Origin of the sequence: Sulfitobacter sp. TBRI5 (assembly GCF_051013555.1) — a bacterium.
Lineage (GTDB): Bacteria > Pseudomonadota > Alphaproteobacteria > Rhodobacterales > Rhodobacteraceae > JL08.
This window is the reverse complement of sequence record NZ_CP112884.1, coordinates 2272590-2286607: the sequence shown is the minus strand read 5'-3', so window position 1 is coordinate 2286607 and position 14018 is coordinate 2272590. Positions and strand designations below refer to the sequence as shown.

General features: G+C 57.4%; 12 protein-coding genes. 5 read left to right on the top strand and 7 right to left on the bottom strand.

From position 1 onward, the window contains the following. The first annotated feature begins 236 nt into the window (after positions 1-236). The 3 genes from OLX72_RS11475 to OLX72_RS11465 are packed head-to-tail and all read left to right on the top strand — an operon-like array spanning position 237 to position 4308. Positions 237-872, top strand: coding sequence for a glutathione S-transferase family protein (locus OLX72_RS11475; RefSeq protein ID WP_433988687.1), 636 nt, complete (start codon positions 237-239; stop codon positions 870-872). An 11-nt stretch (positions 873-883) separates the two neighbouring features. Beyond that, positions 884-2095, top strand: a complete 1212-nt coding sequence (locus OLX72_RS11470; RefSeq protein WP_114871119.1) for an acetyl-CoA C-acetyltransferase — start codon at positions 884-886, stop codon at positions 2093-2095. 11 nt (positions 2096-2106) lie between these two features. Next, complete coding sequence (locus OLX72_RS11465; protein WP_433988686.1) at positions 2107-4308, top strand: 3-hydroxyacyl-CoA dehydrogenase NAD-binding domain-containing protein; 2202 nt, start codon at positions 2107-2109, stop codon at positions 4306-4308. 166 nt (positions 4309-4474) lie between these two features. Here OLX72_RS11465 and OLX72_RS11460 read toward each other — a convergent pair whose 3' ends face one another. The 3 genes from OLX72_RS11460 to OLX72_RS11450 all read right to left on the bottom strand — a co-directional run bounded on the left by OLX72_RS11460 (position 4475) and on the right by OLX72_RS11450 (position 6908). Then, positions 4475-5149, bottom strand: coding sequence for a Hint domain-containing protein (locus OLX72_RS11460; protein WP_433988685.1), 675 nt, complete (start codon positions 5147-5149; stop codon positions 4475-4477). Positions 5150-5334: 185 nt separating this feature from the next. Beyond that, the gene (locus OLX72_RS11455; RefSeq protein ID WP_433988684.1) at positions 5335-5982 is read right to left on the bottom strand and encodes a sulfotransferase family 2 domain-containing protein; all 648 of its coding nucleotides are present in this window, start codon (positions 5980-5982) and stop codon (positions 5335-5337) included. A gap of 14 nt (positions 5983-5996) precedes the next feature. After that, positions 5997-6908 (bottom strand): DMT family transporter, encoded by a 912-nt coding sequence (locus OLX72_RS11450; protein WP_114871123.1) that lies wholly within the window; start codon positions 6906-6908, stop codon positions 5997-5999. Positions 6909-7008: 100 nt separating this feature from the next. Between OLX72_RS11450 and OLX72_RS11445 the strand changes: the two genes are divergently transcribed. After that, entirely contained in the window at positions 7009-8637 is a 1629-nt protein-coding gene (locus OLX72_RS11445; protein WP_433988683.1) for an AMP-binding protein, read from the top strand. Between the two features lie 117 nt (positions 8638-8754). Beyond that, a complete protein-coding gene (locus tag OLX72_RS11440) occupies positions 8755-9768 on the top strand; it encodes a hypothetical protein (RefSeq protein ID WP_114871125.1) in 1014 nt (337 codons plus the stop codon). A gap of 38 nt (positions 9769-9806) precedes the next feature. On the opposite strand, the gene OLX72_RS11435 is transcribed toward OLX72_RS11440, so the two are convergent. The 4 genes from OLX72_RS11435 to OLX72_RS11420 all read right to left on the bottom strand — a co-directional run bounded on the left by OLX72_RS11435 (position 9807) and on the right by OLX72_RS11420 (position 14015). Continuing rightward, positions 9807-10697 carry a hypothetical protein gene (locus OLX72_RS11435; RefSeq protein WP_114871126.1) on the bottom strand — a complete coding sequence of 297 codons (891 nt, stop codon included), beginning with the start codon at positions 10695-10697 and terminating at the stop codon, positions 9807-9809. 106 nt (positions 10698-10803) lie between these two features. Continuing rightward, on the bottom strand, positions 10804-11436 hold the full coding sequence (upp, locus tag OLX72_RS11430; protein ID WP_114872379.1) for a uracil phosphoribosyltransferase: 633 nt from the start codon (positions 11434-11436) through the stop codon (positions 10804-10806). 60 nt (positions 11437-11496) lie between these two features. Continuing rightward, positions 11497-12711, bottom strand: a complete 1215-nt coding sequence (locus OLX72_RS11425) for a phosphopentomutase (protein ID WP_433988682.1) — start codon at positions 12709-12711, stop codon at positions 11497-11499. Continuing rightward, a complete protein-coding gene (locus tag OLX72_RS11420; protein ID WP_433988681.1) occupies positions 12711-14015 on the bottom strand; it encodes a thymidine phosphorylase in 1305 nt (434 codons plus the stop codon). Before OLX72_RS11420 ends, OLX72_RS11425 begins: the two co-directional genes overlap by 1 nt. Positions 14016-14018 lie beyond the last annotated feature (3 nt).

Below are 14018 nucleotides of genomic sequence, written 5' to 3'. Positions count from 1 at the left end.
GGAAGTATTTATGAAAAGATGAAAGGAAAAACACCCTTGCCACGGGATCATGATCATCAGGACAAGGGTGCCTTCACCTTTTACGGCCATCGGCGCTTCCGCCTGTACCGCATCTGCGAGCACACACGATCAAGGTTAAACCGAGGTTAAGAAACGCCACCCAAGCTCTTCATCTTTTCAAAAATACTTGACTGCACAACGACCGCCCAAAGGGCCACAACAGAAAGTAGGCGACCATGACCATCAAACTCTATTGCTTCGGCGAAAGTGGGAATTCCTACAAGGCCGCGTTGACGCTGGAACTGTCAGGTCTGGAATGGGAGCCGGTTTTCGTGGATTTCTTCAACGGCGAAGCCCGCAGCGAAGCATTCCGCAAGATCAATTCCATGGGCGAAGTGCCGGTCATGATCGATGGCGATCTGACCCTGTCGCAATCCGGGGCCATTCAGGACTATATCAGCACCAAGGGTGGCAAGATGGGCGGCCACAGCGCGAACGAACGTCGCGAGATCATGCGCTGGATCCTGTGGGACAATCACAAGCTGAGCTCGAACGCCGGAACCACACGGTTTCTGATGAATTTTCTGCCCGAAGACAAACGTCCCAAAGAGGTTATCGCCTTTTTGCAGGGTCGCCTGAAGGCGGCCTATACCGTTCTGAATGATGAACTGGCCGACAAGGACTGGCTGGTGGGCGACCGTTTGACCATCGCGGATATCGCCTGCTGCGGCTATCTTTTCTACCCCGAGCCGTTCGGCTTTGATCGGGCCGACTGGCCCCATATCGACGCCTGGCTGACCCGTATTTCGCAAACCGAAGGGTGGAAACACCCCTATGATCTTATGCCCGGCTCTCCCGCCGACCGCGCCTGAAGGAGTTAAACATGACCGAAGCCTATATTTACGACGCATTGCGCACCCCCCGTGGCAAGGGCCGCAAGGATGGTGCCCTGCACGAAGTGACGTCTCTGCGCCTGTCCGCCGTGACACTGAACGCGCTGAAAGAGCGTAACAATCTGGACGGCCACGCCGTCGAGGATGTGATCTGGGGAAACGTCACGCAAGTGATGGAACAGGGTGGTTGTCTGGCACGATCGGCTGTTCTGGCGTCGGATCTGGATGAATCCATTCCCGGCCTCGCAATTAACCGGTTTTGCGCCTCGGGCATGGAAGCGGTCAATCTGGCCGCCAATCAGGTGCGTGGCGGGGCCGGATCGGCCTATATCGCGGGTGGCGTCGAAATGATGGGTCGCGTTGCGATGGGCAGCGACGGCGCTGCCATTGCGGTCGATCCGACACTGGCCATGGAACAGTATTTTGTGCCGCAAGGGATCAGTGCGGATATCATTGCAACCGAATACGGGTTTACCCGCGATGACGCCGACCAGCTGGCAATGGAATCCCAGCGCCGCGCCAAAGCTGCATGGGATGACAACCGGTTCGCCAAATCGGTGATCACCGTGCGTGACCAGAACGGGTTGGCCATTCTGGATCACGATGAATACATGCGCCCGCAGACAGACATGCAAACTCTGGGCGCGCTGAACCCCGCGTTTCAGGCCATGGGCGAGGTGATGCCCGGCTTTGATAAGGTGGCGTTGATGAAATATCCGCATCTGGAGCGGATCAATCACATTCACCATGCGGGCAATTCATCCGGCATCGTCGACGGGGCCGCGGCCGTTTTGATCGGCAACAAGGAATTCGGCGAGCGCCACGGGATCAAACCACGCGCGCGCATTCGTGCAACTTCCAAGATTGGCACAGATCCGACGATCATGCTGACCGGCCCGGTACCTGTAACGCAGAAAATTCTGGCGGATAACGGCATGGATATCAAAGACATCGACCTGTTTGAGGTCAACGAGGCCTTTGCCGCCGTTGTTCTGCGCTTCATGCAGGCCTTTGATGTCGACAGTGACAAGGTGAACGTCAATGGCGGTTCCATCGCCATGGGCCACCCGCTGGGGGCCACCGGCGCGATGATCATCGGCACCTTGCTGGACGAACTGGAACGCGCCGACAAAGAAGTCGGGCTGGCCACGTTGTGCATCGCATCCGGCATGGGTGCGGCAACCATTATCGAACGCGTGTAAGGAGCAGGGATATGAGCGATTTTACCATGAAAACCGACGCCGACGGCGTGGCCCTGATCACTTGGGATACCGTTGGCAAATCCATGAACGTGATGAGCCAGCAGGCGTTTAACAATCTCAGCGATCTGATCGATCAGGCGCTGGCGGATGAGGCCGTGAAAGGCATCGTTCTGACATCGGGCAAGGACGGAACCTTTGCCGGTGGCATGGATCTGAACGTCATTGCCAAGATGAAGGAAGACGCCGGCGACGATCCGGCGCGCGGTGTGTTCGAGGGTGTCATGCAAATGCACGGCGTGCTGCGCAAGATCGAACTGGCCGGGATGGACCCCAAGACCCAGAAAGGCGGCAAGCCGATTGCCACCGCCCTGCCCGGCACAGCACTTGGTATCGGGTTGGAGCTGCCCCTGTCGACGCACCGGATTTTCTGCGCTGACAATCCAAAAGCCAAAATCGGACTGCCCGAAATCATGGTCGGCATTTTTCCCGGCGCGGGCGGTACAACACGTCTGGTGCGCAAGATGGGGGCGATGGCCGCCTCGCCCTTCCTGCTTGAAGGCAAGTTGAGCGATCCGCAGGCCGCCAAGCGTGCAGGTATCATCGACGAGGTTGTTGCAGACCCTGTGGCCGCCGCGAAAGAATGGGTTTTGATTGCGAAAGACGCCGACATTGTCAAAGTGTGGGACGCGAAAGGCTACAAGATGCCCGGTGGCGCACCCTATCACCCCGCAGGTTTCATGACCTTTGTCGGCGCTTCCGCAATGGTCAACGGCAAGACCCAGGGCGTTTATCCCGCCGCCAAAGCATTGTTGAGCGCGGTTTACGAAGGCGCGCTGGTTCCGTTTGATACCGCGCTCAAAGTTGAAGCGCGCTGGTTCACAAATGTGCTGATGAACCCCTCATCAGCCGCGATGATCCGGTCCTTGTTTATCAACAAGGAGGCGCTGGAAAAAGGCGCGGTGCGGCCCAAGGATGTTGCGGACCAGAAGGTGCGCAAAGTGGGCGTTCTGGGCGCGGGCATGATGGGGGCCGGTATCACGCTGGTTTCGGCGCAGGCCGGTATCGAAGTTGTACTGATCGACCAGAAGCAAGAGGCCGCCGACAAGGGCAAGGCCTACACGGCCAGCTATATGGACAAGGGCATCGCCCGCAAAAAGGCGACCGAAGAGAAAAAGGCCGAATTGTTGGGCCGGATCACGGCGACAACAGATTACGCCGCCCTGAAGGGCTGCGATCTGATCATCGAAGCGGTGTTCGAAGACCCCAAGATCAAGGCCGACGTGACGGCCAGGGTAGAAGAGGTCATCAGCGAGGATTGCATTTTTGCCTCCAACACCTCGACATTGCCGATCACTTCGCTGGCCAAAGCCTCGAAGCGACCGGACCAGTTTATCGGCATCCATTTCTTCAGCCCGGTTGAAAAAATGCTGCTGGTTGAAATCATCAAGGGCAAGGAAACCGGAGATGTGGCCGTGGCCAAGGCGCTGGATTATGTGCGCCAGATCCGCAAAACGCCGATTGTAGTGAACGATGCGCGGTTCTTTTATGCCAACCGCTGTATCATTCCCTATATCAACGAAGGCATGCGGATGATCGCGGAAGGCGTCACGCCCGCGCTGGTGGAAAATGCTGCCCGTCTGGTGGGCATGCCCTTGGGGCCGCTGCAACTGGTCGATGAAACCTCGATTGATCTGGGGGCAAAAATCGCCCGCGCAACAAAGGCGGCGATGGGCGATACCTATCCCGATGGGGCCGTGGACGAGGTTGTGTTCTGGATGGAAGCCGAAGGCCGTCTGGGTCGCAAATCAAACGCCGGCTTCTACAGCTACGACGAAAAGGGCAAACGCCAGGGTCTTTGGGACGGGATCGCGGCAAAATATCCGACGGCCGAAGAACAACCCGATCTGATCACGGTGCAACACCGCCTGTTGTTCGCCCAAGTGCTGGAAGCGGTGCGTGCACTGGAAGAAGGCGTGTTGGAAGATATCCGTGAAGGTGATGTTGGCGCGATTCTGGGCTGGGGCTTTGCGCCTTGGTCGGGCGGGCCGTTCAGCTGGCTGGACATGATCGGCGCGCCCTATGCGGCGGAACGCTGTGATCAACTGACAGAAGCGTTTGGTGATCGCTTTGCCTGCCCCGCGCTTCTGCGCGAAATGGCAGACAAGAACCAAAGCTTTTATGACCGCTTTGGAACGACCGCCAAAGCGGCCTAGTCAAAAATGCAAGAGGGGCTGTCCCCACAGCCCCTCTTGTTCTCCTCTGATACCGGCGCGCCCGTTCTGGTTTTCGGGATCGGGCGTCAATCCGGTTATCGTTTGTGACCCGAGTACAGAGGAAAATTCAGTTTAAACGCTGGGACATCCAACCGCGTTTTCATGTCTACGCGACATAAGCAGCCAATGCCTCCCAATCGCCATCCCCGCTCATGTTGTCTTCTACCGACATGCATTCAACAAGGAATGCTGCGTCGTGAAGTGACAGGACATCATACAAGGCGCTTGTGGAGTTCACCTGCTCGGTGACCAGACACCCAAGGTGCGGGCAATACGCCAGCGTACCGCCTTCGACATAGACCACTTCATCAGTGGCAAAAAACAGGGTGACAATTTCGATCTGATGTTGTGGCGGTGCACGGTGGATGCCGCGTATGCCATTCAGGGAAAGCGCCGGAACCACCGCAAAGGGATCGCCCATCGCATCCGCTGCTGCTTCGCTTTCGACAAGAATGCCCTGATCCGGCAAAAGCGCCAGTTCACATCGGTTTCCCAATGCACCGGCAGGCACGGTGACGGGCCACATCTGGGGCGGCACATCCTTTGCATCCAGCCATGTAAGATCGCGGCGGATTTCGACAATCGGCTGCATTGCATTGTCGAATGTCAAAACCATGTCGCCGACACTCAGCGCATCAACCGCGCGCCATCCAAGGTTCGATGCAACATTTGTTCCCGCGACCAGACCATGCGTGATACCAACCAAAGCGCTGTTCATTGCACCGCCAGTTTCTGCCATGCGGTGAACATATGTGTCTGATTTTGCGTTCCATTCCGACATGTCATGTCCAATCCCTTTCTGCACTGCAACACGCGCAATGCGAATCGTGACAGTCAATCAAATTGGCGCGAGTGCCGTGTTAGTTGTATGCCTTTAAAATGGCACAATTGAGGCATTGTTTCGCGTTGAGCCTGCAATTTTAGGCAAAGTTCTGCATTTTCTGGTCGCGTGAAACAGAACCCGCCTTACTCAAAGCGATAGCCGAACCGCGCGATGTCTTCAGCGCAGGATTGTGCCAGCAGGTCAGCCGTCTTGTCGTCATAATAACTGCGGTAATCTGCCTTCCGGTCAGACCGGTTTTGCATGGGCAGGTGCAATGGAAACCCAAGGTGGGCAACCAGTGAAGCGGCATCTTCTTCCAAAGCCTCAATCCGGATGAAACTGGTACAGCGCTCTGCTCCGTCTGCGCAGGTCATGTAGTGCCGCGCCGGTGTGGCCCGAAAAGACGCCAAAGTCCGTTCATCTGCCACAAATGCGTCAAATGTCATGCTGCGGGCCATGTGCACTGCGGGATGATCGAACTTTTGCGCCCGCAACCAGGTGTAATAGCTGACCGCCCTGTCCCATGGATTGCGCACAAGTGTAAACGTGAACATCGACGAAATCTCGGGCACTGACATAAGACCGTCAATGTCTGACAAGGTCGAGTGTTTCCAGAGCCGTCCACGGCTTTGCGCATCTTTCAGACGGCGCCTGCGCTTTTTCGCCTTGGGCGTATCACCCAGCATCATATCATCTTTCATCGCCCGCGCCTCAAGCGCCAGAGCAACGGATGTTCCGCCGGTTTTCGGAATATGCACGAAAATATAGGCGCGACCGCGGCTGATGATCATCCCGGCATTCTAGATCAGCGCGAGCGCAACGCAATAATGATCCCGGCACCGGCGATCATGGCGATGCCGCCAGCCTGCCAAAGCGATATCGACTGACCAAGCAGGATCCACGCAAAGAACGGCCCGAATACCAGCGCCGTATATTCAAGAACAGCCACCTGACTGGCTTCGCCCAATTGATAGGATCGGATGATCAGAGCCACACCGATCACAGAGCCGACAGCCTGCAACACAAGCAGATGCATCACATTCCAGATCGGCCAAACCCACCCGCGCAACAGAAACCCCGCCGCACCATCGGGTATCTGCGGATCGACAACACCCAGAAGAACGAGGGCGACAATGCCAAACACGCCCTGTATCGCCATGATCCCGAACAGCATGCACAGGGTGCTTTCACCTTCACACAATGCGCGCGTCGCGACCGCCCCCATGGCATAGAACAGACCGCCAGCCACAGGCATGAAGGTCAGCCAGCTTAGGTTGGCGACATCCGGGTTCAGCACCAGCAAGATGCCTGCAAACCCGATGCCGACAGCCACAATCCGCCATGGCCCAATGGAATGACGCAGCACGGCAACCGTGATCAGCAACACGAAAAGCGGCGAGGTGAAAAGCCCCGCCACAGCTTGGGCAAAGGGCATGAAGGCCAGCGCACCAAAGTAAAACAGCATGCCCAGCCCGATCAGGGCACTGCGCACGGCAACAGCCCAAAACCGCGCCGGGCGCAATGTGCCCATACCGAAATGCGACATAAGCGCGATCAACGCCAAAGCCATGGTTGAACGCACCACATGAAACTGCCAGATGCCGATTTCGCCCGCGATTATTACAATGAAATTGTCGATGAAGCCGATAATGACCATCGCCATTACCATCAATCCTGCCGCAAGCAGCGCCTGATTGGGCGCATGTGGAATGGACATCCTGCTCAATTGTCTGACATTTCACTTTCCAAAACCGTTATTCCTGCAATACTCTTAATCGCAGAACAAACAAGAACCGTCTTCGGGGAGGTCGACGAAAATGGGCTGGATGGCAGATGAAAACGGGCTGGAAAAATGCGCCGCGAACCATGTAGCATTGACGCCGTTATCGCATTTGCGCAGGGCGGCGCATGTGTTCGAAGATCACCCTGCCGTCATCTATGGCACCCATCGCAAAACCTATGCGGAATATTATGACCGGTGTACCCGTCTGGCATCCGCAATGGCGGGCATGGGCGTTCAACCCGGCGATGTTGTTGCAACGCTGATCCCGAACCTTCCAGCCCAGGCCGAAGCGCATTTTGGTGTACCGGCCTGCGGGGCCGTATTGAACACCATCAACACGCGGCTGGATATCGATACGGTTTCCTACATTTTCGAACATGGCGAAGCCAAAATCGTTCTGGTCGATTCACAGTTCCTGCCCCTGGCCGAAGCCGCAGTCGAGCGGATGCAGGGCGCACAGCCCCAGATCATCGAAGTTCCGGACAACACTGCTGGCTTTCCCGCCAGCGGGCGATACCCGCAATACGAGGATGTTCTTGCCGCCGGTGATCCCTATTTTGAATGGATCATGCCGCAGGATGAATGGGAAAGCCTCGCGCTGAATTACACATCCGGCACAACTGGGCGCCCCAAAGGCGTCGTGTATCACCATCGCGGCGCATATTTGATGACGATGGGTACCGTGATCAGTTGGCGCATGGTGTTGCATCCTGTTTTCATGGCGATCGTGCCCCTGTTTCACTGCAACGGGTGGAACCATACCTGGATGATGCCGCTTGTTGGCGGCACATTGGTATGTTGTCGCGATATCAATGCGGGCGCGATCTATGACGCCATAGCAGACGAACAAGTGGCCTTTTTCGGCGGCGCCCCGATTGTTCTGAACATGATCGTAAACGCATCCGAGGACGAGCGCAGAAGCTTTGATCACCCGGTTGAGGTATTCACCGCAGGGGCCCCGCCTGCCCCCGCGACCCTAAGCAAGATCGAGCAACTGGGTTTTAACGTAACCCAAGTTTATGGCCTGACAGAAACATATGGCCATGTCACGGAATGCCTGTGGAAGGCCCAACACTGGGATGGTCTTGGCACAACGGAAAGGGCCAAAATCAAGGCCCGGCAGGGCGTGGCCTTTCCCATGATGGAACACATCACGGTGATGGACGAAACCATGACGCAAATTCCGATGGACGGAACGCAGCAGGGCCAGATCGTTATGCGTGGAAATGCCGTGATGAAAGGGTATCTGAAAAACCCCGAGGCCACGCAAGAGGCTTTCAAGGGCGGGTATTTCCATTCCGGTGACATCGCTGTGCAGCATCCCGATGGATACATTCAGATCGCAGACCGCGCCAAGGACATCATCATTTCAGGCGGCGAAAACATAAGCTCTGTCGAAGTCGAAGCGTGCCTGATGGATCATCCCGACGTTTCGCTGGCGGCAGTGGTGGCGAAACCCGATGAAAAATGGGGCGAAGTGCCTTGCGCCTTTGTTGAATTGAAGCCCGGATCAGCCGAGGACGAGGCCGGCCTGATCGCCTTTACACGGCAAACGCTGGCCGGGTTCAAGACCCCGAAAAGGATCGTGTTTCAGGAACTGCCAAAAACGTCGACCGGCAAGATCCAGAAATTCGAATTGCGCAAACGGGCGGCCGAACTTTAGTGCGGTTCTGACGGCCCGTTCTGGTATCCGTCAAAACCGGTGATGTCTGAATTGCCCGCCGCCGTGTTACCATGCTAGATTGAACCAAACGAGGCAGAGCAGGCCCACTTAAAAAGCATGACCGCGCTGAACCAATATGACAGGCTTGAGGCCAGCGGGCTTTGGCGCGCGCGCCCGGATGATCAGCGCAAGGAAGTTATTGTATCGATTGGCGAAGCGACGCTGGTCATCACTGATTTGGCCGACAGGGCGCTGGCGCATTGGTCGCTTGCCGCGGTCGAACGGGCAAACCCCGACGAGACACCGGCAGTCTATTTTCCGGATGGTGATCCGGGCGAAACGCTTGAACTGGCGGCGGACGCGCAGGAAATGATCGACGCGATCGCCAAGTTGCAACGCGCGATCGAGCGCTCGCGCCCGCATCCGGGCAGGTTGCGTTTGGCTTCGGTTCTGGTGTCGGTTGCTGCCGTTGCCGCGCTTGTCGTGTTCTGGCTGCCGGGGGCCATGTTGCGCCACACCGTTTCCGTTGTTCCCGATGTGAACCGCGCAACCATCGGGCGGTCGCTTTTGAAACGGATCGAACGGGTTTCCGGCCCCGCCTGCAATGATCCTGCCGGACAGGTCGCCCTTGCCAGGTTGGGCACTGCAGTGGGCGCGCGCGATCTGGTTGTTGTTCGTTCCGGCGTGCGTGATGCGCTGGTCCTGCCCGGAAACATCATCGTTCTGAACCGTTCCGTGATCGAGGATTTCGAAGAACCCGATGTTGTTGCAGGATTTATCATCATGGAACAGCTGCGAGCCAAAAAACGTGATCCACTGGAAGTGCTGCTGCGCGACAGCGGCGTCATGGCCAGCTTCCACCTGATCACTACCGGCACGCTAACCAACGAAACACTGGATGCCTACGCCCAGCATCTGTTGACCGCGCCGCGCCCGACGCTAAGCGAGGATGAAACACTGGCTGGCTTTTCGGCCGCGAGTGTCCGGTCAACACCGTACGCCTATGCCATGGATATTACGGGCGAAAATGTACTTGGCCTGATCGAGGCTGACCCGATGGCAGGCCAGGTTGCACCGGTTTTGCTGAAAGACAGCGACTGGATCAGATTGCAGAACATTTGCGGCGGCTGACCGTCACGTTTTTCAGTCGTCCGCCGCAATTACAGTGATCAGCGCAGATTATCCGCTTTTCCGGAACGTTTGACAGAACCCGGCACGGTTTTTTGTACCACCGCGTTGCTTTGTGTCGAAACCGCCATCGTCACCTGATTGATGCGGCGCGTTTCGGTTTCATACACAACGGGAACATCCGAAGCCGTGTTTTCCGTACCTGCCGCAACCAGACGCCGCGGCACGGTATTGGTCCAGACCATGTTCATCTGGGCACGTCCCCTCAGCGTTTGTTCCGCCCGGTAAGGGTTCAGCCGGTCATCCCGCCAGCCTGCACGGTAGCCTTTTGGAACCTTGAGATTTCTGCTGTCGCGACGGTTTTCGTAAACATGGCGTGGCACCACCCGCGTGTCGGGTGGCAACAATATTGTTTCGCCAGTGCTTGCGTTGATGGCTTTGATATAGCCTGTTGTGTTGCGCCCGGGACTGGCCGGAACGACAAGCGGTCTGGCTTTGACAGTCTTGGGTGCCGCAACAGGCGCGGCCGTACTTGCCGTCACCACAGGGGTAACCACAGCTGACGGTGCCGCAGCTGGCGCAGCCGGGGCGGTGGCAACCACACCCGGGACAGCATCCGGAACGATTTCAACCGGCGCGGGTGCCGCGGCACGCGGTGTTGGAACAGCCGCAGCGCTGTTGGTCTGCGCGCTGGGTTGATACCCGCAAATCTGTTTGCGGTCGCGCCCGACCCGCGGAACCCATGTTACATTCCCGCTGACGCCGGCGCGGATGAAAATACACCCGTTGCTGTCAACGTATTGTTTGCCCGTGAAACTTGCCGGCGGAAATTCTGCCGGAACGGCGGTGTTCGCGGTGGTTTGCGCATGCACACCTGTCAGACTAAAAACCGAGGCCGCCAGAGATAAAGCAACAATTCTGGTAATTTTCATAATTGCCCCCACAATATATAGACCAAGGATGCCGGATTCTTGCTTTCGAGTAAAGCAAGACTATTGGAAAATCCTTAATGCGGTGCGGATTCTTGCGCCTGTTTTGTCACTTGGTGCCAAACATCCTGTCGCCCGCATCGCCCAGCCCCGGCACGATATAGCCGATGTCATTCAGGGCGTGATCGACAGATGCGGTCACAATCGGTACATCCGGGTGCGCCTCTTTCATGCGGGCGATCCCTTCGGGGGCGGCCAGCAGACACAGAAACCGGATGTTTTTGGCCCCTGACTTTTTCAACAGATCAATTGCCGCGACCGATGAATTTCCGGTGGCCAGCATCGGATCAACGGCAATCACCAACCGGTCTTCCAGCGCATCCGGCACTTTGAAATAGTACTGAACCGGTTGCAGGGTCTTTTCATCCCGATAAAGGCCGACAAAACCGACGCGGGCGGACGGGATCAGTTCCAACATGCCGTCAAGCAGGCCATTGCCAGCCCGCAGAATGGAAATCAGCGCCAGTTTCCTTCCGTCCAGAACAGGCGCATCCATCGCTTGCATCGGCGTTTCGATATGCTTTGTCGTCATTGGCAGATTGCGTGTCACTTCGTATGCCAGCAACTGGCTGATTTCGCGCAGCAACTGGCGGAAAACAGCAGTTGATGTATCTTTTTCACGCATCAGCGTCAGCTTGTGTTGTACCAACGGGTGGTTAACAACGGTCAGATGGTCGGTCATGGCAGGCTCCTTTGGCAGTTGGCCCTTTGTGGCCCCATACACGCAGGCCCGCAAGGTTGCTTAGCCCAAAAAAGTCCGCCCCGGTCCTTGTGACGGCACGCCAAGATAATGCGCAATACTTGCGGCCACATCGCAAAACCCGATCTGGCCAATTGTTCCGGCACCGCATCCCGCAACCAGAAACGGAACACGTTCGCGGGTATGATCTGTTCCGGGCCACGTCGGATCGTTGCCATGATCCGCGGTAATGATCAAAAGGTCATCAGAACGTAATTTGCGCAGTATGTGCCCCAGTTCGGTATCAAACCATTCCAGCGCGCGCGCATAGCCGGACACATCCCGCCGGTGGCCATAAAGGCTGTCAAACTCGACAAAATTCGAGAATATCAGGCTATGATCCTGTGCGGTTTCAAGCAATTCGTGCATATGCGCCATCAACGTCGCATCGGATCCTTTGAAACTGCTATCAATGCCCTGCATCGAAAAAATGTCACTGATCTTTCCAACGCCGTATACATGCCCGCCTGCATCCTGCACCCAGTTGGTCAAAACCGGTTCGGGGGGCACTATCGCAAAATCGTGCCGGTTCACCGTGCGGGTAAACCCGCCACCGGCATCCCCGACAAAGGGGCGCGCAATGACCCGGCCAACCTTCATTGCGTGTAGTTCTGGGGCCAGCGCTTCACACAAATCCAGCAATCGCTGCAAACCAAAGGTTTCTTCGTGCGCTGCAATCTGGAACACACTGTCGGCCGACGTATAACAAATAGGCCAGCCCGATTGCATATGCGCCGCGCCTTCGCGATCAATGATCGCGGTACCGGGGGCATGGCAATTTCCCAGAATGCCATCCGTGCCTGCCGCAGCGCAAACTCTTGCCACCAGATCATCGGGAAAACAGGGTTCGGTGTCGGGAAAGTAATGCCAGTCCCACGGCACCGGTAAACCGGCCAGTTCCCAATGACCAGACGGGGTATCCTTGCCTTTGGACAGTTCGGTGGCAGCCCCCCAACGGCCTACGATGTCGGTAGTCTTTAGGCCCAGATCTTCGCCGCTCGCAAGCTTGACAGCGGACCAAAGACCCAGCGATGCCAGATTGGGAACGTGCAACGTACCATCGCGGCCTTCTTGCGCCCGACCCGCAGCACAGGCCTGCGCAATATGTGCGACAGTGTTCGCGCCGGTATCGGGCAAATCGCCGTTAAAAAAACGATCTGCATCCGGCGCGCCCCCGATGCCGACAGAATCCAGAACGATCAGAAAGGCGCGGGCCATCAGCTGATCCTGTCCTGTATCAGCGCCGCTACATCGGGTTTTTCGGGGCTTACGCTGATCGCTTTGCTGACAGTATCAACAGCCAGACGCGCCGCATCTTCACGCGCGGCATGGACGCGCGCAATGGTCTGTCCACGCTGCACCGCCGTGCCAAGCGGCACAACATCCGAAAGGCCGACGGCCGGATCTACACTGTCGCTTTCCACCTGCCGTCCGCCACCAAGGGCGACAACACTCAGGCCCAATGCTTCGCCATCCATACTGTGGACAAAACCGTCGCTGCCGGCGCGCACTTCGCTGATCACCGTTGCCTCGGGCAGAAAACGCGACCAGTTGTCAACAAACTGCACCGGGCCGCCCATCGCCGCGATCATCCTGCCAAACCGGTCTGCCGCGCGCCCGTCACGCAAAGCCGCATCAATTGCATCGGCACCGGCTTTTGCATCCGGTGCAAGCCCCGCATCAGCCAGCAATACGCCCCCCAGAGCGCATGTGACCTCGGCAATCGGGCCCATTGCCTGCCCGGTCAAGACCCGCATGATTTCCGCAACTTCCAATGCGTTGCCCACACTGGGGACAAGAGGCTGGCTCATATCTGTCAGGATCGCGGTGGTTTTGCACCCGGCTGCATTGGCCGTCTGCACCAAAGCCTGCGCCAATGCGGCAGCTTCTGCCTTGGATTTCATAAAGGCGCCGCTGCCGGTCTTGACATCCAGAACCAGCGCATCCAGCCCGGCCGCCAGCTTTTTTGACAGGATCGAGGCGGTGATCAGGTCAAGGCTTTCCACTGTCGCCGTGACATCGCGCACCGCATAAAGCCGTTTGTCCGCAGGTGCGATATCGGCACTGGCCCCGACGATGGCACACCCCGTCTGGGCAACAATTTCGCGAAACCGCTGTTCATCCGGCGTGGTCGTCAGGCCGGGGATCGCTTCCAGCTTGTCCAGTGTGCCGCCGGTATGGCCCAGACCGCGGCCCGATATCATTGGAACATACCCGCCACAGGCCGCCACGGCAGGCGCCAACAGCAATGATACGCAATCACCGATCCCGCCTGTGGAATGTTTATCCAGCACCGGACCGTCCAGATCCCAGTCAAGAATGCGCCCGCTGTCGCGCATACCCAAGGTCAGCGCCACCCGTCCGTCATTACCCAGTGTGTTCAGACAGATCGCCATGGCAAAGGCACCGGCTTGCGCATCGCTGACGCCGCCATCAGCCAGACCTTGAGAAAACCACGCAAGTTCCTGTGTGTCAGGCACCTGTCCGCGGCGCAGCTTGGCAATGATAGCACGTGCATCCACAGC